Consider the following 23595-nt stretch of genomic DNA (forward strand, 5'->3'; position numbering starts at 1 on the left):
TCACAGTGGGACATACGGCGTAAGGATGGTGGGGGCACGGTGGGAACGGTGGAGCGCATGGAACGTACGAAGGCGGATACGGCGGCGAGGCCGGACCCCGCGCCGGCACCGGCGGGCCGCGCCGCGCCGCCGGCCGGGTTCGGCTACAGCGCCGCCGACGCGGAGAAGCGGCGCGGCGTACGACGGATGAAGACGCTGGCCACCGGCCTGCTGCTGTCCGTGGCGCTGATCTATGTCCTGGCGAAATGGGCGCAGTCCTCCGGGGCGGGCGGCTGGACCGGCTTTGTCGCCGCGGCGGCTGAAGCCGGCATGGTCGGTGCGCTGGCCGACTGGTTCGCGGTCACCGCCCTGTTCAAGCGGCCGATGGGCCTGCCGATCCCACACACCGCCATCATTCCTACCAAAAAGGATCAACTGGGGCGGAGTCTGGGTGATTTCGTCGGCGAGAACTTCCTCTCCGGCGAAGTCGTCCGCAGCCGGCTGCGCTCCGTCGGCATCGGCCGGCGCCTCGGCGGCTGGCTCGCCGAACCCAAGAACGCCGACCGCGTCACCGCCGAGCTCTCCACTGCGCTGCGCGGCGCGCTGACCGTACTGCGCGACTCCGATGTCCAGGCGGTCGTCGGCGAGGCGATCACCCGGCGCGCGGACGCCCAGGAGATCGCGCCCGGCATCGGCACCATGCTGGAGAAGATCGTCGCCGAGGGCGGCCACCGGCGGGTGGTGGACCTGGTCTGCGCCCGCGCCCACGACTGGCTGGTCGAACACGGCGACTCCGTCATGGAGGCGGTCTCCGGCGGCGCCCCCGGCTGGACCCCGCGCTTCGTCGACCGCAAGGTGGGCGACCGCGTCTACAAGGAGCTGCTCCGCTTCGTCACCGAGATGCGCGACATGCCCGGCCATCCGGCCCGCGGCGCGGTCGACCGCTTCCTGACCGACTTCGCGGCCGATCTGCAGAGCGACCCGGAAACCCGGGCCAAGGTGGAACGCCTCAAGTCCGAGGTGCTGGGCCGCGGCGAGGTACAGGACCTGATCGCCTCGGCCTGGGGTTCCGTCCGCGCCATGATCGTGGCCGCCGCCGAGGACGAACGCAGCCAGCTGCGCCTGCGGGTACGGGCATCGCTGCTGTCCCTGGGCGGGCGGATGGCCTCCGACGGACGACTGCAGGGCAAGGTGGACGGCTGGCTGGAGGGCGCGGCCGTCTATGTGGTGACGACGTATCAGGGCGAGATCACCTCCCTGATCACCGACACCATCGCCGGCTGGGACGCCGAACACACCTCGAAGAAGATCGAGGCCCACATCGGCCGTGACCTGCAGTTCATCCGCATCAACGGCACGGTCGTCGGCGCGCTGGCGGGGCTGGCCATCTATGCCGTGTCGCTGGCGCTCGGCTGACGCCCCACGTTTTTGTCTTTCCCGCCGTGGTGGTTTCTCACCGTGGCGCCTGCGGCGGGCTGGTGCCGCTGCGCGGGGCTGTTCGGCTGCGGGACCGGCCCTACACGGCTCCGCCGCTACGGCCCGCCCCCTCCCCGTAGAGGGTGGGAAAAAGAAAGGCCGGTGGGAGTGCACGTCAGTGGTCAGCTGTGCCCTGTGGATCACAGGTGCAACAAACCCTCAACGCGCGCCCGCACCGGCCCGTCTTTTCCACCCACCCGTGGGAGGGGCCGCGCCGCAGGACGGAGTCCGGAGGTGTGGCACCGCACCCGACAAAACCACGCCCGCCGCAGGCGCAACGGCGCGAAACCACCACGGCGGGACGGCCAACAACGTGGGGCCAAGGCCAAGCGCAGCGACTAGGCTCGGCCGACGTGCGAAAACAGTCCGACGGCGGGAAAGCCGAAAACGTGGGGCGCAGGCCAAGCGCAGCGAAGAGGCCAAGCGCAGCGAATGGGCCAAGCGCAGCGAACAGGTTGTGGCTGCTGCTGCCGTATGTGTTGTTCCTGGCGGTGCTGCCGCTGGTGAACCGGGTGACGCCGACCGTCCTCGGGCTGCCGTTCCTCTTCTTCTGGATGCTGGTGGCGACGCTGGCCACTCCGGTGTCGGTGTGGCTGGCGCGTCGCGGTGACCTCAAGCGCGGGCTCGGGCGGGGGCGTTCATGAACGCCACAGTGGCAACCTCCGTCTTCGGCGTCTTCATGGTGTTCACCGTCGTCCTCGGCCTGCTCGCGGTGCGCGGGCGCGGCTCCGGCGGAGGGCTGACCGAGTGGTCGGTGGGCGGCCGCAGCCTCGGCACCGTCTTCATCTGGGTGCTGATGGCCGGCGAGAGTTATACGAGCTTCAGCTATCTCGGCGCGGCCGGCTGGGGCTACAACTTCGGCGCCCCGGTTCTCTACGTCCTGGCCTATATGTCCTGCGGCTATGCGATCGGCTACGTCGTCGGCCCGATGCTGTGGGCCTACGCCCGCCGGCACGGCCTCGTCGGCATCACCGACATGGTCGCCCACCGCTACGGCCGCCCCTGGCTCGGCGCCGCCGTCGCCATCCTCGCCACCGTCTGTCTGCTGCCGTACATCCAGCTGCAGATCACCGGTATGGGCGTGGTCGTCTCCACCATCTCCTACGGCGCCATCAGCCTCAACTGGGCCTACTTCATAGCCTTCGCCGTCACCACCGCCTTCGTCGTGATCAGCGGCCTGCGCGGCAGCGCCTGGGTGTCCGTACTGAAGGACATCCTGGTCATCGCCACCCTCGGCTTCCTGGCCATCTACGTACCGCTGCACTACTTCGACGGCTACGGCCCCTTCCTGCACCGCATCGTCGCCGAGAAGCCGCAGTGGCTGACCTTCCCCGGACACGCGTCCGGCGGCCTCGGCCAGGTCTGGTTCATCACCACCACCGTCGTCAACTCCCTTACCGTGGTCATCTTCCCGACGACCGTGGCCGGCTACCTCGGCGCCCGCAACGCCGACGTGCTGCGCCGCAACGCCATGTATCTCCCCTTCTACAACGTGCTGTTGTACGTGCCGATGCTGCTGGGCCTGGCTGCGCTGTTCGTGGTGCCGGGGCTGGTCGGCGCGGACTCCAACCTCGCGCTGTTCAAGCTCGTCGTGGACTCCCTCCCGGCCTGGGCGGTGGGCGTGATCGGGGTGGCCGCCGCCCTCTCCTCCATCGTGCCGATGGCCGTGTTCATGCTGGTCATCGGCACGATGTGGGGGAGGAGTGTGCTGGGCGCGATCCCGCGGCTGGCGAACCACCAGAAGCTGTCCTCCCAGCTGGTCGTGGTGGCCGCCGGATCGCTCGCCCTCCTGCTCACCTATCTGGCCCCCACCACCCTCGTCCGGCTGTCCTTGATTTCGTACGAGGGCATGGCGCAGCTGGTACCGATGCTGCTGCTGGGGCTGGTGTGGCGGCGGCTGACGGTGCACGCCGCGGTGAGCGGCCTGGTGGCGGGCTTCACGCTGGTCTGTGTGCTGGTGTTCACCGAGCACGACCCGCTCTGGGGGATGAACGCGGGGATTGTCGGGCTCGCGGTGAATGTGGCGGTGGCGCTGCTGGTCACCTGGCTGGGGCCGGGGGAGAGGGACGAGCGGCCGGATGCCGAGGTGCTGGCGCTGGACGACGAGTTCCCGCGGGAGGAGGCCGGTCAGGTCAGGGCGTTGTCGTGATCTTCTTGCCGTCCTTGGAGACCGCGAACCACAGGCCCATCTTGCCCTGGCCGTTGATGTCCCCGGGCTCCTTGTCGCCGGTGAACCAGTAGACCGGCCAGCAGTCGACGGCCAGCTGCCGGGTGCCGTCGGGGCGGGTGACGGTGGAGATCAGCTTGGGGGTGATTCCGGCGAGCTTGGAGCGGTCGGCGGGCTTGGCGGGCTTCCAGGTGTCCAGGCAGGCGTCGTTGCAGCCGAACTTCATCGGCCAGGCGCTGTCCTTGTTGAAGCGGTAGAGGGTCATGCCCTTGCCGTTGACGAGGATCTGGCCGAGGTCGGGCTGGTTGAACACCGAGACGTCGCCGGGCTGCTGGGCGCCGGCCTTCTTGCCGTCGGCGGCCAGCGCGTTCCACGTGCCGCCGACGCCCTGGCCCTTGGTGTCCCCGGCCTTGGTGTCCTTGATGTACCGGTAGGCGGGCCAGCCGCCGATGGTGAGCTGCTTGGTGCCGTCGGCGCGGGTGACCGAGCCCAGCGCGCTCTTGGCGATGCCCGCGGGGGCGCTCGAGCCGTCGGCGGGGACCGGCGGCCAGGTGGTGGCGCAGGAGCCCGAGCAGTTGGACTTGGGCGGTTTCGCGGTGTCGTTGTCGAAGCGGTAGAGCGTCATGCCCTTGGAGTCGGTGACGACGGGGCCCAGTGACGGCGACTGCCACAGCGCGAGCTTGCCGGCGCTCGGGCCCTCCTTCGTCGCCTTGCCGTCGTCGCCGCCCGCCTGTCCGCCGTAGCCGTCGTCGCCCTGGCTGCCCCCGGAGGAGCCGTAGCTGTAGTCGCTGGTGCCCTGGCCCGCGGGCTGGACGGTGTCGGTGGTGGGGGTGCCGGCGCTCTGGTTGCCGCTGCTGCCGCAGGCGGCGGTGAGCGCCAGGGTGGCGAGCGCGGTGGCCGCGAGTCCTGCACGACGTCGGGTGATGGTCACGGTCTCTCCTCTGTCGGTGGCGTTGCTCGTGCTGTTGTGAGGGGGGATACGCGGCGTGGGTGGTGCCGCGTTCAGCGGGCGGGAAATTTTCTCCCGCATGACAAAAGCCGTTCCTGGCTGGTCAGTTGGCGTTCTGGACACGCAGCGCCAGCGCCGGACAGCGGCGTACCGCGAGCTGTGCCCGGCGCCGCATCCGGGCCGGCATCGGCATGCTGGCCTCCTGTGGATAGCCGTCCTGGCCGAGCTTGACGATGCCGGGGACGACATCGGCGCACAGGCCGTGGCCGCGGCACAGCGTCCAGTCGACCAGCAGCCGCTCCTGCGGCGGTGCCGGTGTCCGTGACGGCGTGGGTTCGGGGGACGGCGGCGGCTGGTGCCCGGTGACCGGCAGGGCCCCGGTCACCGGGCGACCGCACCCGAACCCCCGCGCATGGCGCTCGAACTCCTCGGGGAAGGCGGCGAGAGCCGAGGCCACGAAGCGCGAGGTGCCGTCCGGGTGGCTGCAGGCGCCGCGCTTTTCCACGGCCCGCATACGGGCCCGCACGGCGTGAAGGGCGGTGTCCCCGCCGCCCCGTACGGCACGGTCGAGCTGGTCGGCGAGGGCGGGCAGGCCCAGTACGCACGGCCCGCACTGCCCCGCCGACTCGGCGGCCATCCAGCGCGCCACCCGTACGGTCTCGCCCGCCGGGCAGGTGTCGTACGGCAGCGGCAGCACCGCCCCGGCGCCGAGGACCGCGTCATGGGCGGCCAGCGCGGCACGGGAGAGGGTCGCGGTCTCCGCGTCGGCCGGGGAGATGAACGTGCCGTGGTAGCCGCCGATCAGCACGCCCTGCCCCTGGTCCAGCCCGCACAGCGCGAGGACCCGGGAGAGCGGAACGCCGTACGGGGCCTCCACCACACGGTTGCCGGCGACGGTGAGCATCAGCGTGCCGGGCTCGGCGGGCAGCCCGGTGGTGCGGTAGCCGAGCGCGCCGAGCCGGGCGGCCACGGCGAGCTGGGCGTAGGTCTCGGTGTTGGACAGCAGGGTCGGGACACCGTTGAGGCCGCGTTCGCTGGAGCGGATCTTGCGGCCCGAGGGCAGTCCGGGACCGCCGCCCAGCCCGTTCGTCATGGCGGACCCCTCGCCGGTGACGAACCGTTCCGTGAGCAGGGTGACCCGTAACGCCGGGCGCACCGGGCCGCGTTCATCGATGGCGCGCTGCACCGAGTCCGCCACATCGGGCCGGGTCACGCCGACCGCGACCTCCTGCGCGCCGAGGGCGTCGGCCGCCAGCAGGGCGCCGTCCAGCACCAGATGCGGTACGTGCAGCAGCAGCGCCGTGTCCTTGAGACAACTGGGCTCACCCTCGCTGCCGTTGACGACGACCGCCGCCTTTCCGTCGGAGCGCCGCATACCGTCCAGGACGGCGGTCAGCTTGCGGGCGAAGGGGAAGCCGGCGCCGCCGCGGCCGCGCAGATCGGTGTCCTCGGCCAGCGCCACCAGCTCCTGCGAGTCGAGCTGGGGCAGGCCGCCGTGCCGGGCCAGATGCGCCACCCGGTCCAGGCGCGGCGCCTCGTCGAGACCGGCCAGCAGTCGCGGCGGCCCCAGGGACGCCAGCGTCGGCAGGGGCGCGCCCGCGGGGACGACGGGCAGCGGGCGGGTGGGAGCGGGGGCGGTCATGGGGTTCTCCTGAGTTCCTGCTCTGTGTGCCTGCGATCCTGAGAGCGTCAGCCGCGGCGTGCGGCGCGCAGCCGCAGAACGAGCCGTACGGCCACCGCAGCCAGGCACAGGGCATATCCGGCAATGGCCCAACCAGCGGCCGGGCGGCCGGATTTGATGCCGTGCACGAGGGCCAGCGCCCAGGCGGCGTACGCGCTCATGTGCAGCGCCCGCCACCAGCGGGAGCCGGTGATGCCGGTGAACGCGCCGCGCACCGCGCCGGTCACCGCGACGGCGAGGAAGATGTAGGCGGCGAGCGTGCCCAGGCCGATGAGGAAGGGCCGGGCGCCGTCGGTGAAGGGCACCGCGGCGGACAGTGTGCCGGTGTGGCCCTCGGCGACCTTCACCCAGATGTGCAGGCCGAGGAAGCCGAGCCCGGCGACGCCGGTGCCGCGGTGCACGGCCTGCGCGAGCAGCCGGTGGCCGGAGTGCAGCACCATCCGGTCGGTGGCGGCCAGCCCCCACAGCACCGTGACGGACAGCGCGACCAGGGCGAGCACCCCGGCGCCGAAGTCCAGGAACCGCATCGCGGTGTCCATCGCGCCGGAGTGCACGGTGACCGCGAGGAAGAGCAGCAGGGCGGCCGGAAGTGCCGGACGCAGTACGGCGGTTGTGGTGGCCGTGGTGGCCGGGCGGTTGCCGGCGGAGCGACGACGCGGTGGCGCTCCGGGTTCTCGGGGCGGCCGCCGGGGGCGGGGCACGGTCGGCGAGGACCGCCCCCGATGCGCATGACGGCTGGTTCGGCCCTGCCGGCTCTGATTGCTCTGCCGGATCTGCAGACGAGGGACAGGCATCGGACCTCCCGATGGCGAACACGATTGCGAGTGCAAATTTCCCGGAAATCCCCGGCGGTGGCATTTGTGCCGGACTTTTGTTCCGGTAACCCCCGGTAACCCTTCCGTGTGACCCCCGGTAACACTGAACATTCCGTGACCGAGTGAATACGCAGGGCCGTTAAACGGGATGTGCAAAAGCATCTACGAACGCCGTGGAGATTTCGTAAGGTTTAGCGCGCTGTGACAAATTCCTGCACCGGCATCGCGGTCACACGGACCGACTCCCGATGATGCCGACTCAGGCGTACGGGGGAGTTCAGCGCCTTTCCAGCCGCATCCCCGCCAGGATCGAGGTAGCGATGTGTGATCTCCTGAACCGCATCTGGTCGCGCCCCCGAGGCGAGTGGTCCCGCGTAGTGAGAATGGAACTCCCGGACTTCACAGAGAAGGTTGTCGCGGAGTTGCAGCGCGGTTTTCCCGCATTGTCGGCACTTCTCGGTAATACTCCCGTAGAAGAGGCACAATGGGCACTGGAACAGGCCCTGCTGACATGTCTTGGGTACCAAAAAGAGTCGCAAAGTAAACGTCCGGCGGTATCGTCCGTGGTCACGCCCATGCCGGTCGCAAAGGCACGGCAGGACCTCTTCGACGTACTCGCCGGACAGCGGGACCTGCCGCCGGGGGGCCTGGACGGCCTGGCCCGCGCGGCCGGCTGGCCGGTCCCCGAGACCGTCCAGGCCGTCGTCCTCGCCACACCGGCCGAGGCACCCCAACTGGCCGCAGCCCTGGGGAATGCCCTCATCGGCACCGTCGAGGGGGACACCTGTCTGTTCGTCCCCGACCCGGCCACCCAGACCAGGGCCCGCCTGGAGGCGGCGCTCAAGGGCCGGGCGGCTGCCGTCGGACACGTCGTACCGGCCACCGACACGGCGTCCTCGCTGCGTTGGGCCCGCTACCTGCTGACACTGGCCCCGAGCCGGGTCGGCCCGGAGGTGCGCGCCGCATTCGTCGACGACCACCTCTCGGCGCTGCTGCTCCTCCAGGACGAATCGCTCGCCGACGCCCTGACCTCCCGCTGGCTCGGTCCGCTGAGTGAACTGACGCCACGCCAGAGCGAGCGCCTGGAAGTGACCTTGCTGGCCTGGCTCGAGGGCGGTGGTGCGCCCGAAGCGGCCAAGCTGCTGCACGTCCACCCGCAGACGGTGCGCTACCGCCTGCGCCAGATCGAGAAACTCTTCGGCCCGGTGCTCCGCGATCCGCGCAGCCGCTTCGAGCTGGAGATGGCACTGCGCAGCCGCCGCCTGATGGCTCACGTCCGCAGCTACCGCGCCCGCGCCGGCCGCCGCGCGCGAGCCGTCGCCTCCACCATCCGACCACTTGGCATGGCGAGGGAGGCCCGGGTGAACGGGCTCTGACGGGCGTCACGTAATCGGTTCCACGGGGGGGCCGAGGAGCCTGCCTGCAGGGCGGTCTCGCGGGGCGGCCCTACGGGGCGGTCTCGGGGGGCCGCCCGCTGCCCTGTAGTCGGGCGTGATGCGGGGGCGTCGGGCCGGGCCTGCAGCCGGGCCTGCTGAGAGGGTGTCGGGCGAGGCCTGGCACCGGGTCTGCTGGCGGCCCTGTAGTCACGCCTGCTGACGGATCGGCAGGAGTACCTGCAGTCGGTCTGCCGGCGGGCCGTTGGGCCGGCCTGTCGCTGGATCTGCTGACGGACCTGCTGACGAACCTGTAGCCGGGCCTGCCGACGGGGCCGGTGACTGTGTCTGCCCGTCGGTCTGCCGACAGGGGGCCGGTGGCTGTCTCTGTCCGTCGGTCTGCTGACGGGCCGGTGGCTGTCCCTGCAGTCGGCCTGCTGACGGGGCCGTTGGTGAACCGTTGGACGGACCTGTCGACGGGGTCGGCCGACGGGCCGGCCGACGGGCCGGCCGACAAACCCTGCGGAAGAACGTTTCCGCGTGACGCCCCCCTCGGGACCATCAGCGGCGGCCCCGGGTCTCGGTATTCCCCAGTTGCAGCCGGCTGCAGCGGGAATACCGGCCCGGGGCCGCCGCGTTGTGGATCCCGTAGGGGGCCCTCACACCCCCTACGGGATCTGTTCCCCCAACCCCTAGGGCCCGCCAACCCCACGGCCCGCTCGCGATGGGGGAGCCACGAGCGGGCCATGGGGTGCGAGCGGGGTCAGGTCCTCCTGAGCCCGGAGTTCGTCTGCCCGGAGTTCATCGGTCCGGACCTCATCGCCCCGGACTTCACCCGCCCGGTCCTCACCTGCACTCCCGCCCGCCGTTGATGCAGTCGACGGCCTTGTTCATCAGGTCCTCAGGCATCACATTGATGAAGTCACCGTGGTCGGTGACGGGTTTGTGCAGCTGCTCGGGGAAGCTGTCCACCGCGAAGCTGTCGCCCTGCGGCACGTCGTAGGTGATGCGTTCCACCAGCTGGGGAATCGCCGTGAACCCTTGCGGGCACAAGCCGTTGCGGTCCGAGAAGGTCACGTGGGTGCGGTGGTTGGCGCTGTCGGTGCTACGGCCGTCCCAGCAGTTCTGGAAGGCGAAGGTACGGACCACCTGCGAACCCTGCGGGCAGAGCGGGTACTTGTCCTTCAACTGCCGGTCCTCGAAACCGGTGCAGCTCCAGGAGGCGTTGGCGTTGCCCGTCCCGTTGGTGAAGGCCTTGGCGTCGCCGGTGATGATGCGCAGGAAGCGCGGCATCGCCCGGACCTGACCGGCCTGGCTGCCGCGGTAGGTGAGGGTGACGGTGGCAGGGGTCAGCACCGAGCCGACGTTGGCGTCCTGTGCGGCGCCCGGCTTCTGCTCCGCCTGGCCGTCGAGCTTGCGCAGCACCGGCCAGTAGTAGGTGGACAGGTCGCCGTTGTCGCAGGTGGTGTCGGAGGCCGCGAGGGACTCGTCGGTGGAGAAGCCATCGGTGGATTTGTTGCCGACGTAGTCGTGGGTGTGGTGGGCGCCGTTGCTGACGCCCGGGGTGACGATGACGTTGTCGGGGTTGAAGTGGCCTTCCTCATTGCGGCCGCATTCGGTGGTGAACGTACCGGTCGTCGCGTTGTCCCCCTTGGGGGCGGCGAACGGGGGGGCGTCCGCGTTCGGCTGGACGGTGTTGATGTCGATGAAGTCGTCGGGGGAGGGGCCGCCGGGCTGACCTTGCTGCTGGCCCTGGCCCGGCTGGTGGCCCTGGTCCTGGCCCTGCTCCTGCCCCTGGTCCTGACCCTGTTGCGGCTGCTGGCCCTGCTGCGGGCTCTGCCCCTGGTACCAGCCGTTCGTGGTGGACTTCGTGGAGTCGAAGCCGCCGGCGCCCGCGCCCTCGTCGACCGGCTTGGTCGTGCAGCCGCTCATCTTCAGCAGGTAGCCCGGTCGTTGTGCCTTCTTGTCGATGGCGGTGACCATCGTGCTGATGGTGCGCGAGCGCTGCTGCTTGAGCGCGGTGAGGACGGCGTTGTCGCTGCCCGCCATCCACTTGTGGTACGCGTCGTGGACCTGGCGGTCGAGGGTGGCCAGGCCCTTGGAGACCTGGAGCTGGGCGCTGTGCGGTACCTGCCGCAGCTTTTCGCCGACGTCGGGACACGAGATGGTCGTGGTCACGGCGGTGTGCTGATGGCCGGCGGTCTCGTCGGGCTCGGCGTTGCCGGCCAGCGCCGTGGTGGCGACCGCCGCCAGCCCGCCGCCGCCCAGCAGGAGCGCGGCGGCCCCCACCATCATTCTGGTCGTCAGACGCGAGCGTTTGTGGCCCTGTTGGCCTTGACGTTGCTTCATGAGATCACTTCGCTTCGTCCGGTGTGAGGGGTGTATCGAGCGGCTCAGCTGCTGTGCAGCGTGTTGAAGTCGACCTGGCCGGTCTTCTCCAGAACCGTGATGTGGTCCAGCACGGTGGAGTTGGTCTTGTCCGCCAGCGCGCGCACCATCGAGTTGCGGGTCTGGTCGCGGACCAGCGCGATCAGCCCGAAGACCTTGCCGTGGGACCGGCGCAGCAGCTTGGCGAAGAGGGCGGGGTAGTCCGCATCCGAGGCGGAGTTGAGCTGCGCGAGCCAGCCCTGCTGCTCGGCGGTGGGCTGGTTGGGCAGCGAGATGCCCAGCGCCCTCCCGGCCTCCACCGACCGCCGGTCCAGTTCGGTGTGGCCGGCCACGAGGTGGTTGCCCGCGGTACGCATCGCGGCGGTCTTCCCGCGTTCCTGGGCCTGCCGGCCCGCGGGCATCTCCCACAGCCCGGCCAGCCTGACCTTGCGCACGAAGTCCCGGTCCATGGGGCTGAGCGGCCCGAAGCGGGTGTTGACCGTGCCGCCGCCGTCGTCGTCGTACGAGACGGTGTTGGTGGCCGCGGCGGCCGTCTCGCCGAAGAGCTGTACGGGCAGCAACAGCGCCGCGAGCGTGGCCACGAGCGCCGCGACGACCAGTCCGGTGGCGATGGTCCGCCCGGATGCTGCGGAGTTGCTGATGATCGACCGCACATGGCCTCCCGGTTTCGTCTCCGTGGTGGGCCCCCGGGTGGGACCCACCGGAATGCCACCGGACGCTAGGCGCCGGGCCGGGTCCGTGGCCCGGGGTCCTCACCCCTGGACAAATAACGGCCGGGCCCGGCGCGGCGCTGCTACGGTTCGCGTGCGGGCCCGGTCGGCCGAGCCGCGCGGGCGTCAGCGCGCGTACGGTCCCGCGGCCGCCGCCTTCCGCCGTTCCGCGCGGGATTCGAGCAGGTCGTGCTTCCCTTGCGCGTACAGGGCGTCGATCTCCGCGGCATAGGCCCGTACGATCGCCGCCCGGCGCAGCTTCAGCGACGGTGTCATCAGCCCGGACTCCTGGCTGAACTCGCCCGGCAGGATGCGGAACGCGCGGATGGACTCGCCGCGCGAGACTGCGCTGTTGGCCCGTGCCACGGCCCGCCGGACCTCCGCCCGCACCTGCTCCTCCGGGGACGGTTCCCGGACGGCGGTCTCCTCGCCGTACCCGTCGTCGTATGCCCCGCCGGAGCCGTCCCTGTACGCCCCGCCGTACGCGCTGCCAAGCCCTCCGCCGTACGCCCCGCCGTGCCCGTCGTCGCCTGCGTCCTCGTATCCGTCGTCGCGCCCGGCCCTCAGCCGCCGCCAGTGCGCCAGCGCCTCCGGATCCAGCGTGATCAGCGCCGTGACGTAAGGGCGGTTGTCGCCGACCACCACGCACTGGGAGATCAGCGGATGGCTGCGCAGCCGCTCCTCCAGCCCCTGCGGGGCCACGCTGTTGCCGCCGCTGGTGATGATCATGTCCTTCTTGCGGCCGGTGATGACCAGATAGCCGTCGTCGTCCAGACGGCCGAGGTCGCCGGTCGCCAGCCAGCCGTCGTACAGCCCGCCGCCCGGCGCGTCCCCCTCGTCGAGATACCCGGCGAACACCGCCGGCCCCCGCACCCACACCTCACCGTCCAGCGCCAGATGCACCGCGTTCCCCGGCAGCGGCAGCCCCACCGTCCCGAACCGCACCCGCCCCGGCGGCTGCACGGTGATCGCCCCGGTGGTCTCCGTCAGGCCGTAGCCGTCGTAGACGGTGATCCCGGCGCCCGCGTAGAGCAGCCCCAGCTCCCGCTGCAGCGGTGAGCCGCCGGAGACCCCGGTGCGCACCCGCCCGCCCAGCAGCTCCCGGATACGGGAGTACACCAGCCGCTCATAGACCGCGTGCCGGGCCCGCAGGAACGGGTCCGGGCCGCGCCCGGTGCCCTGTGCCTGCGCCGCGAGCGCCTCCGCGTACCGCACCGCCACCGTCATCGCCGCGTCGAACATCCGCCGCCGTCCGGCCTGTTCGGCGGCCCGGCGGGCCCGGTCGCAGATCTTCTCGTAGATATAGGGCACCGCGAACAGGAACGTCGGCCGGAACGAGGCGAGGGCCGCCAGCAGCTCGTCCGACGCAATGTCCGGCTGGTGGCCGAGGAGCACCCCGCCGCGCAGACAGGCCACCTGCACCATCAGTCCGTAGATGTGCGCCAGGGGGAGGAAGGCCAGCAGCGACGGGCGTTCCCCGGGGGCGGCGAGGAGTCCGCCCCAGCCCGCGTAGAGGGTGTCGCATTCGGCGGCGAGGTTGGCGTGGGTGATCACGCAGCCGCGGGGGATTCCGGTGGTCCCCGAGGTGTGCACGATCGCCGCGATGGAGCCGGGGGTGACCGCACGGCGCAGCCGGTGCACATCCGCGTCGGTCAGCCGGGTGCCCTCCTCGGCCAGCCGCCGTACGCAGTCCCGGTCCAGCTGCCACAGCCGCCGCAGCCCGGACGCCTCGTCGCAGGCCGCGGCCACGGTCATGGCCTGCGCCTCGTTCTCGACGACGATCGCGGCGACGTGCGCGCCGGAGAGAATGCAGCGCAGCTGCTCGGCGGAGGCGGTCGGATAGACCGGTACGAGCTGCGCGCCGATCGCCCACAGGGCATAGCTGAACAGCGTCCACTCGTAGCGGGTACGGGACATCAGCGCGACCCGGGTACCGGGCCGGATGCCGTCCGTCAGCAGCCCTCTGGCCAGGGCCATGACCTCGTCCCGGAATTCCGCCGCGGTCACTTCCCGCCAGGTCCCGGGAGCTCTGGCGTCGCGGCGGGCGAGCTGGGCGAAGTCCGGCTGGTAGGCGGCGGTGTCGAAGACGGAGTCGGCCAGCCCGCCGGTCCGCAGTGGAGCCGCCAGGGCCGGAACGCTGATGTCGCGCACAGCACCTCCTAAGTGTTCCCCCTGAATTCCCCCTGATCTGCCGTCCGTCCCCGGCGGCAGGGAGGGCAAGTTACCCGCCGGTCTCCCGGCTGCCCAGAGCTGCGGCTACTCTTGAGCGGAAGACGACAAGGACGATGCGCGAGGAGGGCACCGGATGTACCGCATCGCCGATGCCTGGCGCCTGTACACCTCCGCTCTCTTCTTCCTGCTCGCCGGACTCCTGCTGGCCCAGACCGGTCTGACGTCGGCTCTGACGGTCGTCGCGACCACCGCCGCGGTCCTGCTCCTGTGCAGCGCCTTCCTCATCGCCGTCTGCGCCCGCCCGGTACCACCGGGCCGGATCCGCACCGCCATCCGCGACCGTGAGCGGCGTACGGCATTCCTGCCGCAACGCGATCCCGACGCGGCCGGCCGGCCGCGTCCCCGAGCACCGGGCCGTTCCCTCCAGACGGCCGCGTAGACGCACCGGATCCGGATACCCGCACCGGATCGACATACGGACCGGATCCCCGCGTGGGCCTGTTCCCCGCATGGGCCGGATCTCCGTATGGGCCGGATCCCCTCATCGACCGGTTCGATACCCGGACCGGACCGGACCGGACTGGATCGGACCGGATCGGACGGGATCGGACGGGATCGGGATCCACCCGTACTCCTCGCGTCCACGCAGCTCGTCACGCCGAATTCCCGTTTCTCCGGCACGACGAGACCCGTGGAGGGCTCACCCATGTCCGTTTTCGGCATTCTCGGCGAAGGGCTGGCGCGCGGCGCCGACGCCCTCACCCCGCTGTTCGGCGCCGCGGCCACGGCCGCCGCCATCGTTGTGTTCACCCTCGCGGTACGCGCCGCGCTGCACCCGCTCGCCCGCGCCGCGGCCCGTGGTGAGAAGGCCCGCGGCGCGCTCGCCCCGCAGATCGCCGCTCTGCAGCGCAAGCACAAGGGCCATCCCGAGCGGCTGCAAAAGGCGGTGTCCGACCTGTACGCGAAGACCGGCGCCTCACCCCTGGCCGGCTGTCTCCCCACCCTCCTCCAGCTGCCCGTCTTCTTCGTCATGTACCACCTCTTCACCACCGGGGGCGGCGGCCTGCTCGACCACACGCTGCTGGGCGCGCCGCTCGGCGGTCACTGGAGCCAGGCGCTCGCCGACGGCGGGGTGTTCGGGCCGCACGGCCTGGTCTATCTCGCGCTGTTCGCCCTGATCGGCGCGGTCGCCACCTGGAACTTCCGCCGGGCACGGGCCGCGGCGGCCGCCGCCCCCGAGCCGGCCCAGGGTGCCGGACCCGGGCTGCCGGGCCTGGGCGGTATGGCGAAGCTGATGCCGCTGCTGTCGTTCGGCACGCTGATCACCGTGGCCGTGGTGCCGCTGGCGGCCGGGCTCTACATGGTCACCACGACCACCTGGACGGCGTGCGAGCGGGCGTTGCTGCACCGGGACCGGAAGCGGGACGGTGCCCAGGGGCAGGGGCAGGGGCAGGGGCAGGGGCAGGTGGCCGAGAGCGCCCCGGTGAAGGACCCCGCCGTCGTGGCGGAGGGGCAGCCGACGGCGGCGCCGAACCCGCCGGCGCAGCGGCGCGCCCCCAAGACCCGTGCGGCTCGGCAGCGGGCGGCACGGGCGAGGGCCAACTCCCGGCGGGCCGAGGCCGCCAAGACCGTTACTACCCCTCAGTAATGGTCCACTCCCTGAACGGGGTCTTGCGGACTGGACCCCGTTCTTGGACGATCGACCAAATCGCTCGATGGCCGTCCCCCATCGGCCGGCCCGGAAGACCCCTTCCAGGGCCGACCCTCGACCACGGGAGTTGTACCGATGAAGCTGCTGCGTGTCGGAACGGTGGGGGCGGAACGCCCGGCGCTGCTCGACGAGTCCGGGGTCCTGCGGGACCTTTCGGGCCTGGTCCCCGACATCGACGGGGCGCTGCTCGCGGACGACGAGGCGCTGGCGCGGATCCGCGCCGCCGCCGCGTCCGGCGAGCTGCCCGAGCTGGACGCCGCCGGGCTGCGCACCGGCGCCCCCGTGGCCCGGATCGGCAAGGTCGTGTGCATCGGGCTGAACTACCACGACCACGCCCGGGAGACGGGGGCACCGACCCCCGAGGAGCCGATCATCTTCATGAAGGCCCCGGATACGGTCGTCGGCCCCGACGACACCGTCCTGGTACCCCGGACCAGTGTGAAGACCGACTGGGAGGTGGAGCTGGCGGTCGTCATCGGCCGTACCGCCCGCTACCTGGAGAGCGACGAGCAGGCGCTGGCGGCCGTCGCCGGATACGCGGTGGCGCACGATGTCTCCGAGCGCGCGTTCCAGATAGAGCGCGGCGGACAGTGGGACAAGGGCAAGAACTGCGAGACGTTCAACCCGCTGGGCCCCTGGCTGGTGACCGCCGACGAGGTGCCCGACCCGCAGGCCCTGGGCATCCGCCTGTGGGTCAACGGCGAGCTGAAGCAGGACGGCACCACCGCCGAGCAGATCTTCCCGGTCGCCGAAGTGGTCCGCTACGTCAGCCAGTTCATGACCCTCTACCCCGGCGATGTCATCAACACCGGCACCCCGGCCGGCGTCGCCATGGGGCAGCCGGAGCCCAAGCCGTATCTGCGGGCCGGTGATGTGGTGGAGCTGGAGATCGACGGCCTGGGCCGCCAGCGCCAGGAGCTCAAGTCCGCCTGAACGCTGCGCTTGGGGCTTGGCCCCACGTTTTTGTCTTTCCCGCCGTGGTGGTTTCTCTCCGTGGCGCCTGCGGCGGGCGGTGCCGCTGCGCGGGGCTGTTCGGCTGCGGGACCGGCCCTACACGGCTCCGCCGCTACGGCCCGCCCCCTCCCCGTTGAGGGTGGGAAAAAGAAAGGCCGGTGGGAGTGCACGTCAGTGGTCAGCTGCACCCTGTGGACGCATCACAGGGCGCAGCTGACACTCAACGCGCGCCCCCACCGGCCCGTCTTCCACCCACCCGTGGGAGGGGCCGCGCCGCAGGACGGAGTCCGGAGGTGTGGCACCGCACCCGACAAACCCACGCCCGCCGCAGGCGCAACGACGCGAAACCACCACGGCAGGAAAGACAAAAACGTGGGAGGCCCGCCAAGCGCAGCGGACCGGTGGGGATCAGGCCCCCGCCAGGCACCGCTCCAGGGCCTCGACCACCAGCGCGTGATCGTCGCCCTGGGGCAGCCCGGACACCGCCACCACCCCGACGACTCCCGTCCCGCGCACCCGTATGGGGAACGCCCCGCCATGAGCGGCATAGCGGTCCGGGTCCAGCCTCGAGGACTCCTCGAAGGTGCGGCCCTTGGCGCGGAAACGGGCGCCGACCAGGTACGAGGACTCCGCGTAGCGTTCGACGACGGCGCATTTGCGCTGGATCCAGGCGTCGTTGTCGGCGCTGGTGCCGGGGAGCGCGTAGTGGAAGAGCTGCTGGGCGCCGCGGCGGATGCCGATGGTGACCGGGGCGCGGCGCTCGCGGGCCAGGTCCACGAGCAGGCAGCCCAGCCGCCAGGCGTCGTCGTTGCCGAAGGCGGCGAAGACGAGGCGCTCCTCCTGGGCGGCGAGCCGGGCGACCTCGTCGTCGGGCCGGGTGCCGGTGTCGCTCATGCGGCGGCCTCGATCCGGACCGTACGGCCTTCCGCGGCCGAGAGCCTGGCCGCTTCCAGGACGCGCAGCGTGGCCGCGGCCTCGGTGGCGGTCACCGGCGGCTCACCGCCCTCGCGCAGCGCCCGTGCGATCGCGGCGTAGTACGCGGGGTAGTCGCCCGGCAGCGTCGGTACGGGCTCGGCGCCGCCGCTCTGCGGGGAGGCCCCGGCGCCGATCCGGCCCCAGCAGGACGTGGGCTCCACGCCCCACTCCGCGCCGTCGCCCGGCCGGCGGCCCTCGCGCAGCGCCGCCTCCTGCGGGTCCAGGCCGTGCTTGACATAGCCCGCCCGGCTGCCCAGCACCCGGAAGCGCGGGCCCAGCATGGCGGTGGTGGCGCTCACCCACAGATGTGAGCGGACCCCGTTGGCGTGCGTGATCGCGAGGAAGGTGTCGTCGTCGGCCTCCGCGCCCGGACGGCGGATGTCGGCCTCGGCGTACACCATGACGGCCGGGCCGAAGAGCGTCAGCGCCTGGTCGGCGAGGTGGCTGCCGAGGTCGTAGAGCAGCCCGCCGATCTCGGCCGGGTCGCCGGACTCGCGCCAGCCGCCCTTGGGCTGCGGACGCCAGCGCTCGAAGCGCGACTCAAATCGCTGGACGTCGCCGAGCGCGCCGTCCTCGATGAGCCTCCGGACCGTGCGGAAGTCGTTGTCCCAGCGGCGGTTCTGGAAAACGGAGAGCAGCAGGCCGCGGTCGGCGGCGAGCGCGGCGAGCTCTTCGGCCTCGGCGGCGGTCGCGGCCAGCGGCTTGTCGACGACCACCGGCAGCCCGGCCTTCAGGGCGGCGGTGGCGAGCGGTACATGCGTCTTGTTCGGGCTCGCCAGCACGATCAGGTCGAGGTCGTCGGCGCGGTCGAGGACGGCCTCGGGGGTGTCGACCGTACGGACCTGCGGGTGCTCGGCGCGGGCCTGCGCCTGCCGCTCGGGGCTGGCGGTCGAGACGGTGTCGAGGACCAGGCCGTCGGTGGCGGCGATCAGCGGGGCGTGGAAGACCGAGCCGGCCAGGCCGTAGCCGATGAGGCCGACGCGGAGCGGGGCGTGCGGAGTGCCGGGGGTGCCTGTGGTCGTCTCGCTCATATCTCTACTTAAGCAACGCTGTTGCCAAAGTGCAAGCGGTGGGGACAATGGGTGGGTGACGAGTATCGATTCCCAGGAGTCCGCAGGGGGAGCCGCCGGTCCCGCAGGCGAGGGAGCCCTCGCCGTCTCCGGCGGCCATCCGGGTGCCAATCTCCCCGCGCTGCGCGGGCACAACGCCGCGCTGGTGCTCGGGCTGCTGCGGGCGGCCGGGGAGCAGGGCGTGAGCCGGCTGGAGCTCGCCGCGGCCACGGGACTGACCCCGCAGGCCGTCAGCAAGATCACCGCACGGCTGCGGGCCGACGGCCTGGCGGGGGAGGCGGGCCGCCGCGCTTCCACGGGCGGCAAGCCCCGTACGGTGCTGCGGCTGGTCCCCGGCGCCCGGCATGCCGTCGGGCTGCACCTCGACCGCGACGAGCTCACCGCCGTGCTCGCCGACCTCGCGGGCGAGCCGGTCGCCCTCCGCCGCGCCCCGCTCGCCTTCGAGGCGGGTGCCGAACAGGTGCTGACCACCGCCGAAAGGGAGGTCGCGGCGCTCCTGGCCCAGGCCGGCGGGCCGCTCGTGCTGGGGGTGGGGGTCGCCTGCCCCGGCCCGCTGGACCACACCGCCGGAGTGCTCCACCGGGTCACCGGCGCGCCCCGGTGGGACGGCTTTCCCCTGCGGGATGCGCTCGCCGAACGGCTCGGCCTGCCCGTCGTCCTCGACAAGGACACCAACGCCGCGGCCCTCGGCCTGGCACAGGGGATACCCGAGGGGGCGGGCTCGTTCGCGTATCTGCATCTGGGCACCGGGCTCGGCGCCGGGCTGGTGCTGGGCGGCGGCCTGCTGCGCGGCGCACGCACCGGGGCCGGTGAATTCGGCCACCAGGTGGTGCAGTTGGACGGTCCGGTGTGTGGGTGCGGCAAGCGTGGCTGCGTCGAGGCGCTGTGCCTGGCGGCGGTGGAGCGCGGCGACCTGGCTCAGGCGGCGCGGGTGCTGGGCGTGGGCGCGGCCAACCTCGTGGAGCTGCTGGACATCGACCGGGTACTGCTCGGCGGACGCACCGTACTGGAGAACCCCGACGGGTTCACGCGCGGCGTGGCCCAGGTGCTCGCCGACCAGGCCCGTACGCGGGGCGGGTCCCAGGCCGCGGTGCCGGTGGCGCTCGCCCGGGGCGGCGCGCGGGTGGTCGCGGACGGGGCGGCCCAGCTGGTGCTGGCGCCGCTGTTCGGGCCGCGGCATCCCGCCCTCGCGGCGAGCCGGGAGGCCCCCTGACCGGGCCGGGCGGGGGCGTCCTGACCGGGCGGGCGGGGACCTCTCCCGGCCGGACGGGCCGGACAGGCCGGATGGCCCCCGGGCGCCCGGCTCCCGGGGCGCGCCGGATGCCGGCCAACCGCGATCGGCGGAAAGTCAGCTGATAAGGCGGGATCCGTCGGCCGGTCGGGCGCATCCGCCGCCGCTCCCGTCCGGCGGCGCGGCGCGGGGTGGCAGGGTCGTTCGGGGTGCCCTGCCCGCGGCCCCCGGCCCCGAGCAGCCAAGGACCGCCATGCATCCGTCCGGTGTACGCCGCCCCCGCACCGTCCGGCGGGCGCTTGCCTCCCGTACGGCCCGTACCGCGCTCGCCGCCGGCCTGCTCGCCGGCGTGCCCGGCGCCTGCGCCGCCCTCGGCACGACCGCCGCCGCCCTCGGCACCGCCCCGGCGCACGGCCCCGTCCCCACCGCCTCCTGCGGCCGTCCGGACAGCCCGGCCTTCCCCATCGCCTCCCGGGTGCAGGGCGCCCCGGCCGACTACCCGGCGGGCGGCGACTGGCGGACCTGGCAGCTGGAACTGCGCAACACCACCGACGCCATCTGCGAGGACGTCCACCCCGTAGTCGTCCTGACCGCCGCCCGCCACGGCCTGCGGCCCGAGCGGATCCGGCTGGAGTACCGCGACCCGGCCGCCGGCGACTGGCGGCCGGTCCCTTTCGAGGCCACCGACCATGACGAACAGATCGGGGTGTTCGCCAAGTCCGGCACACCCGAGAGGACAGGGACGACGGGGAAGCCCGGGAAGCTCGAGAAGGGCGGAAAAGGCAAGAAGGGCGAGCGGGTGCCCGCCCCCGGTGGTGGGCTGGCCGTGCCGGCCAAGGGGACGGTGACCGTCCCGGTGCGGCTCCGGTTCGCCCCGGACACCGCCCAGGACCGGATCACCGCCAACATCACCACCGTCCAGCGCCGCGGCGCTGACGGCGAATGGGTCGGCCAGTCCGGCGACTACCGCTTCACCGTCCGGGCGGGCGCTCCCGACGCGTCCGCCACCCCCGCCGCCCCGGAGAGCGCGCCCGCCGCCCCCGCCCCGCCCCAGGAGCTCGCGGCCACCGCCCAGGGACCCGTACGGGGACCCGCCGCGGCGGCCGCGGCCCTGCTCGTGGGCGGCCGCCTTCTCCTGGCCGGGGCCCGCCGCCTGCGCCGCTGATTCCCCGTGATGCGAGGATCACCGGGTGGAGTACCAGTACGGCCAGGAACCTGGCGCACCCGTCCGGGCCGGCATCCCCGAGCACGGCCGCATTCCCAAGTACTACGCGGCGAAGGTCGACATCGCCGCGCTGCTCAAGGAGTTGGGGGAGGGCGAACCGCTGCCGGCGGAGCGGGATCTGGCGCTGCGCTTCGAGGTGTCCCGCGAGACGCTGCGCCAGGCGCTGCGCGAACTGATCCTGGAGGGACGGCTGCGCCGCCTGGGGCGGGGCACGGTCGTCGCCGGCCCCAAGATGGAGCAGCCGCTCTCGCTCGCCAGTTACACCGAGGGCGTACGCCGCCAGGGCCGCGCGCCCGGCCGCCATCTCGTCGGCCTCGACCGCTTCCCCTGCCCGGCGCCGCTCGCCGGCGACCTCGGGCTCCAAGTCGGCGATTCCGTATGGCACATGGAGCGGGTGCTGCTCGCCGACGACGACCGGGTCGGGCTGGAGAGCACCTATGTCGCGGCCGACCGGGTCCCCGACCTGGACACCGACTTCACCCCCGACTCCTCCTTCTACGCCTACCTCCACGACCGGCTCGGCATCGGCTTCGGCGACGCGGACGAGCGGCTGGAGACCGTACTGGCCACCCCGCGCGAGGCCCTGCTGATCGGCACGCCCGGTGCGCTGCCGATGCTGCTGATCCACCGGCTGTCACGGGACACCCGGGGCCGCCCGCTGGAGCGGGTGCGCTCGCTCTTCCGGGGCGACCGGTTCTCGTTCACCACGCACCTGGGGACCCCGGGCTGACCCCGTAAGCGCGGCCCGAAACCCTCCCGGGGCACCCCTTCACCTCCCCTGAAGTCACGAAAAGATAACGGGTCTAGGCCAACTTTGAGGCCCTGTTCACCGCCACGTCGCCGAGCGGACCGTTGCGGGTCACCCGCCGCCAGGACCGTCTGCGGCATGCGAGTCATAGTTGTCGGAGCCGGTGTGCTGGGGACCATGCACGCCTGGCACGCAGTCGAACGAGGCCATGAGGTCCTGCACATCGAGCGGGAGGCCGAAGCCCGTGGCGCCTCGGTACGTAACTTCGGGCAGATCTGGGTCAGCGGCCGGGCCGGCGGGGAGGAGCTGGCCACCGCGCTGCGCGCCCGCGAACTGTGGGAGGGCATCGGCGCCCGGGTCCCCGGACTGGGCTTCCGCGCCATCGGCTCGCTGACCATCGTCAAGAACGACGCCGAGCGGGCCGTCGCCGAGGCCGCCACCCGCCGCCCCGATGCAGCCGCCCGCGGCTACCGGCTGCTGGACGCCGACGAGGCCCGCGCCCTCAACCCCGCCCTGCGCGGCACCTTCACCGGCGCCCTGTGGTGCGAGCGGGACGCCGCCGTGGAGCCGCGGGTCGCCCAACGCGCCCTGAAGGCCGAGCTGTTGGAGTCCGGCCGGTACACCTACCTCGGCGGCCGCGAGATCCGCGAGGTGGTCGGCGAGCGCGCCGTGCGCGACGACCACGGCGAGATCCACCACGGCGACGCGGTCATCCTGTGCACCGGCGCCTGGCTCGGCGGCCTGGTCCGCGAGCTGATCCCGGACCTGCCGGTGCGCCGCGTACGCCTGCAGATGATGCAGACCGACCCGCTCGGCGAACCGCTGACCACCTCCGTCGCCGACGCCGACAGCTTTCGCTACTACCCGGCCTACGCGAGCGACGCACTGGAGGCGATGGCCGCCGCACAGGCCCAGGCGCCGACCGCCGCCGAGCACAAGATGCAGCTCCTGATGGTCCAGCGGGCCGACGGCGGGCTGACCATCGGCGACACACACGAGTACGAGACGCCGTTCGCCTTCGACACCGTCGAGGAGCCGTACGAGCACCTGACCGGCGTCGTCGAATCGATCCTGGGCCGCCCGCTGCCGCGCATCCGCCGCCGCTGGGCCGGGGTGTACGCACAGTGCACCGACACCACACGGGTGGTGCACCGCCAGCAGGCCCGGGACGGCGTCTGGCTGGTCACCGGACCCGGCGGGCGCGGCATGACCTGCTCGCCGGCCATCGCCGAGCGGACCGCGAACGAACTGGAATGGTGAGGAAGTTGCACAGCGATACCGCAGACAAGAACGACATCCGGCTGGTCGTGCTCGACATGGCCGGCACCACGGTCGCCGACGGCGGCCTGGTCGAGCAGGCCTTCGGTGCGGCGGCGCAGCGCCTGGGCGTCGAGCCGGGCAGCGCCGACCACGCCGAGAAGCTCGCCTACGTCCGCGCCACCATGGGCGAGTCCAAGATCTCCGTCTTCCGGCACCTGTTCGGCGACGAGGATGCGGCCCGGCGCGCCAACAGGGCCTTCGAGGAGGCGTACGGGGAGCTGGTGGACGGCGGCCGGATCGCGCCGGTCCCCGGAGCCCGCGAGACGATCGAGGCGCTGCAGGCGGCGGGCCGCACCGTCGTGCTCACCACCGGCTTCGCCCGCGTCACCCAGGACGCCATCCTCGACGCGCTCGGCTGGCGCGGCCTCGTCGGCCTGACGCTGTGCCCGGCCGACGCGGGCGGCCGCGGCCGTCCCTACCCCGACATGGTGCTGGCCGCGCTGCTGCGCACCGGCGCCGCCGATGACGTACGGCAGATCGCGGTCGCCGGCGACACCTCGTACGACATGCGCTCCGGCCGGCGGGCGGGCGCCTCGATCGTGGCCGGGGTGCTCACCGGGGCCCACGACAGGGCGCAGCTGACCGCGGCGGGTGCCACTCACGTCCTCGGCTCGGTCGCCGAACTCCCCGCCCTGGCAGGGGTGATCTGAC

The 23595-nt window shown here is 72.4% G+C and carries 20 protein-coding genes; 12 read left to right on the plus strand and 8 right to left on the minus strand.

The window, feature by feature from the left end; translation table 11 throughout:
- Positions 1-57: 57 nt before the first annotated feature.
- From ACZ4S3_RS18135 to ACZ4S3_RS18145, 3 genes are all read left to right on the plus strand, one after another.
- Positions 58-1395, plus strand: coding sequence for a DUF445 domain-containing protein (locus ACZ4S3_RS18135; protein WP_467934681.1), 1338 nt, complete (start codon positions 58-60; stop codon positions 1393-1395).
- A 524-nt stretch (positions 1396-1919) separates the two neighbouring features.
- The gene (locus ACZ4S3_RS18140) at positions 1920-2099 is read left to right on the plus strand and encodes a DUF3311 domain-containing protein (RefSeq protein ID WP_467935558.1); all 180 of its coding nucleotides are present in this window, start codon (positions 1920-1922) and stop codon (positions 2097-2099) included.
- Positions 2096-3604, plus strand: a complete 1509-nt coding sequence (locus ACZ4S3_RS18145) for a sodium:solute symporter family protein (protein ID WP_467934686.1) — start codon at positions 2096-2098, stop codon at positions 3602-3604. Before ACZ4S3_RS18140 ends, ACZ4S3_RS18145 begins: the two co-directional genes overlap by 4 nt.
- Here ACZ4S3_RS18145 and ACZ4S3_RS18150 read toward each other — a convergent pair.
- From ACZ4S3_RS18150 to ACZ4S3_RS18160, 3 genes are all read right to left on the minus strand, one after another.
- Positions 3588-4553: an SCO0930 family lipoprotein gene (locus tag ACZ4S3_RS18150; RefSeq protein WP_467934689.1), complete on the minus strand. Its 966-nt coding sequence runs from the start codon at positions 4551-4553 to the stop codon at positions 3588-3590. The two genes, ACZ4S3_RS18145 and ACZ4S3_RS18150, sit on opposite strands and share 17 nt — an antisense overlap.
- Before the next feature lie 121 nt (positions 4554-4674).
- The gene (locus ACZ4S3_RS18155; protein ID WP_467934694.1) at positions 4675-6213 is read right to left on the minus strand and encodes an NADH-ubiquinone oxidoreductase-F iron-sulfur binding region domain-containing protein; all 1539 of its coding nucleotides are present in this window, start codon (positions 6211-6213) and stop codon (positions 4675-4677) included.
- Positions 6214-6260: 47 nt separating this feature from the next.
- Positions 6261-7046, minus strand: a complete 786-nt coding sequence (locus tag ACZ4S3_RS18160) for a hypothetical protein (protein ID WP_467934699.1) — start codon at positions 7044-7046, stop codon at positions 6261-6263.
- Positions 7047-7642: 596 nt separating this feature from the next.
- Here ACZ4S3_RS18160 and ACZ4S3_RS18165 point away from each other — a divergent pair.
- Entirely contained in the window at positions 7643-8443 is an 801-nt protein-coding gene (locus tag ACZ4S3_RS18165) for a PucR family transcriptional regulator (protein ID WP_467934702.1), read from the plus strand.
- A gap of 843 nt (positions 8444-9286) precedes the next feature.
- Here the strand turns inward: ACZ4S3_RS18165 and ACZ4S3_RS18170 are convergent.
- The 3 genes from ACZ4S3_RS18170 to ACZ4S3_RS18180 form a co-directional block, all read right to left on the minus strand.
- Positions 9287-10735, minus strand: coding sequence for a DUF1996 domain-containing protein (locus ACZ4S3_RS18170; RefSeq protein ID WP_467935563.1), 1449 nt, complete (start codon positions 10733-10735; stop codon positions 9287-9289).
- 98 nt (positions 10736-10833) lie between these two features.
- Positions 10834-11481: a DUF4142 domain-containing protein gene (locus tag ACZ4S3_RS18175; protein WP_467934705.1), complete on the minus strand. Its 648-nt coding sequence runs from the start codon at positions 11479-11481 to the stop codon at positions 10834-10836.
- A gap of 183 nt (positions 11482-11664) precedes the next feature.
- Positions 11665-13689, minus strand: a complete 2025-nt coding sequence (locus tag ACZ4S3_RS18180; RefSeq protein WP_467934709.1) for an AMP-dependent synthetase/ligase — start codon at positions 13687-13689, stop codon at positions 11665-11667.
- 154 nt (positions 13690-13843) lie between these two features.
- Here ACZ4S3_RS18180 and ACZ4S3_RS18185 point away from each other — a divergent pair, with 154 nt between their 5' ends.
- From ACZ4S3_RS18185 to ACZ4S3_RS18195, 3 genes are all read left to right on the plus strand, one after another.
- The gene (locus tag ACZ4S3_RS18185; RefSeq protein WP_467934711.1) at positions 13844-14149 is read left to right on the plus strand and encodes a DUF6412 domain-containing protein; all 306 of its coding nucleotides are present in this window, start codon (positions 13844-13846) and stop codon (positions 14147-14149) included.
- Positions 14150-14416: 267 nt separating this feature from the next.
- On the plus strand, positions 14417-15358 hold the full coding sequence (locus tag ACZ4S3_RS18190; protein WP_467934715.1) for a YidC/Oxa1 family membrane protein insertase: 942 nt from the start codon (positions 14417-14419) through the stop codon (positions 15356-15358).
- Positions 15359-15496: 138 nt separating this feature from the next.
- Positions 15497-16354, plus strand: a complete 858-nt coding sequence (locus tag ACZ4S3_RS18195; RefSeq protein ID WP_467934719.1) for a fumarylacetoacetate hydrolase family protein — start codon at positions 15497-15499, stop codon at positions 16352-16354.
- Positions 16355-16783: 429 nt separating this feature from the next.
- Here ACZ4S3_RS18195 and ACZ4S3_RS18200 read toward each other — a convergent pair whose 3' ends face one another.
- Together ACZ4S3_RS18200 and ACZ4S3_RS18205 are read right to left on the minus strand one after the other, a co-directional pair.
- The gene (locus ACZ4S3_RS18200) at positions 16784-17269 is read right to left on the minus strand and encodes a heme-degrading domain-containing protein (protein WP_467934723.1); all 486 of its coding nucleotides are present in this window, start codon (positions 17267-17269) and stop codon (positions 16784-16786) included.
- A complete protein-coding gene (locus ACZ4S3_RS18205) occupies positions 17266-18381 on the minus strand; it encodes a Gfo/Idh/MocA family oxidoreductase (RefSeq protein ID WP_467934725.1) in 1116 nt (371 codons plus the stop codon). The genes ACZ4S3_RS18200 and ACZ4S3_RS18205 overlap by 4 nt, the downstream gene beginning before the upstream one ends.
- Before the next feature lie 55 nt (positions 18382-18436).
- Between ACZ4S3_RS18205 and ACZ4S3_RS18210 the strand changes: the two genes are divergently transcribed.
- From ACZ4S3_RS18210 to ACZ4S3_RS18230, 5 genes are all read left to right on the plus strand, one after another.
- Positions 18437-19633, plus strand: a complete 1197-nt coding sequence (locus tag ACZ4S3_RS18210) for an ROK family transcriptional regulator (RefSeq protein ID WP_467934729.1) — start codon at positions 18437-18439, stop codon at positions 19631-19633.
- Positions 19634-19904: 271 nt separating this feature from the next.
- On the plus strand, positions 19905-20816 hold the full coding sequence (locus ACZ4S3_RS18215; protein ID WP_467934733.1) for a hypothetical protein: 912 nt from the start codon (positions 19905-19907) through the stop codon (positions 20814-20816).
- Between the two features lie 25 nt (positions 20817-20841).
- Positions 20842-21606 (plus strand): GntR family transcriptional regulator, encoded by a 765-nt coding sequence (locus ACZ4S3_RS18220; RefSeq protein ID WP_467934737.1) that lies wholly within the window; start codon positions 20842-20844, stop codon positions 21604-21606.
- Between the two features lie 156 nt (positions 21607-21762).
- Positions 21763-22884 carry a TIGR03364 family FAD-dependent oxidoreductase gene (locus tag ACZ4S3_RS18225; protein WP_467934741.1) on the plus strand — a complete coding sequence of 374 codons (1122 nt, stop codon included), beginning with the start codon at positions 21763-21765 and terminating at the stop codon, positions 22882-22884.
- Complete coding sequence (locus tag ACZ4S3_RS18230; protein WP_467934745.1) at positions 22878-23594, plus strand: phosphonatase-like hydrolase; 717 nt, start codon at positions 22878-22880, stop codon at positions 23592-23594. The genes ACZ4S3_RS18225 and ACZ4S3_RS18230 overlap by 7 nt, the downstream gene beginning before the upstream one ends.
- Position 23595: the final 1 nt, after the last annotated feature.

Source organism: Streptomyces sp. NPDC028368, from assembly GCF_055565615.1.

Bases quoted from the DNA above. Each gene is read 5' to 3' on its own strand.
- ACZ4S3_RS18135 (WP_467934681.1), top strand. From the start codon at position 58: ATGGAACGTACGAAGGCGGATACGGCGGCGAGGCCGGACCCCGCGCCG.
- ACZ4S3_RS18145 (WP_467934686.1), top strand. From the start codon at position 2,096: ATGAACGCCACAGTGGCAACCTCCGTCTTCGGCGTCTTCATGGTGTTC.
- ACZ4S3_RS18155 (WP_467934694.1), bottom strand. From the start codon at position 6,213: ATGACCGCCCCCGCTCCCACCCGCCCGCTGCCCGTCGTCCCCGCGGGC.
- ACZ4S3_RS18160 (WP_467934699.1), bottom strand. From the start codon at position 7,046: ATGCCTGTCCCTCGTCTGCAGATCCGGCAGAGCAATCAGAGCCGGCAG.
- ACZ4S3_RS18165 (WP_467934702.1), top strand. From the start codon at position 7,643: ATGCCGGTCGCAAAGGCACGGCAGGACCTCTTCGACGTACTCGCCGGA.
- ACZ4S3_RS18170 (WP_467935563.1), bottom strand. From the start codon at position 10,735: ATGATGGTGGGGGCCGCCGCGCTCCTGCTGGGCGGCGGCGGGCTGGCG.
- ACZ4S3_RS18185 (WP_467934711.1), top strand. From the start codon at position 13,844: ATGTACCGCATCGCCGATGCCTGGCGCCTGTACACCTCCGCTCTCTTC.
- ACZ4S3_RS18190 (WP_467934715.1), top strand. From the start codon at position 14,417: ATGTCCGTTTTCGGCATTCTCGGCGAAGGGCTGGCGCGCGGCGCCGAC.
- ACZ4S3_RS18195 (WP_467934719.1), top strand. From the start codon at position 15,497: ATGAAGCTGCTGCGTGTCGGAACGGTGGGGGCGGAACGCCCGGCGCTG.
- ACZ4S3_RS18200 (WP_467934723.1), bottom strand. From the start codon at position 17,269: ATGAGCGACACCGGCACCCGGCCCGACGACGAGGTCGCCCGGCTCGCC.
- ACZ4S3_RS18205 (WP_467934725.1), bottom strand. From the start codon at position 18,381: ATGAGCGAGACGACCACAGGCACCCCCGGCACTCCGCACGCCCCGCTC.
- ACZ4S3_RS18215 (WP_467934733.1), top strand. From the start codon at position 19,905: ATGCATCCGTCCGGTGTACGCCGCCCCCGCACCGTCCGGCGGGCGCTT.
- ACZ4S3_RS18225 (WP_467934741.1), top strand. From the start codon at position 21,763: ATGCGAGTCATAGTTGTCGGAGCCGGTGTGCTGGGGACCATGCACGCC.
- ACZ4S3_RS18230 (WP_467934745.1), top strand. From the start codon at position 22,878: ATGGTGAGGAAGTTGCACAGCGATACCGCAGACAAGAACGACATCCGG.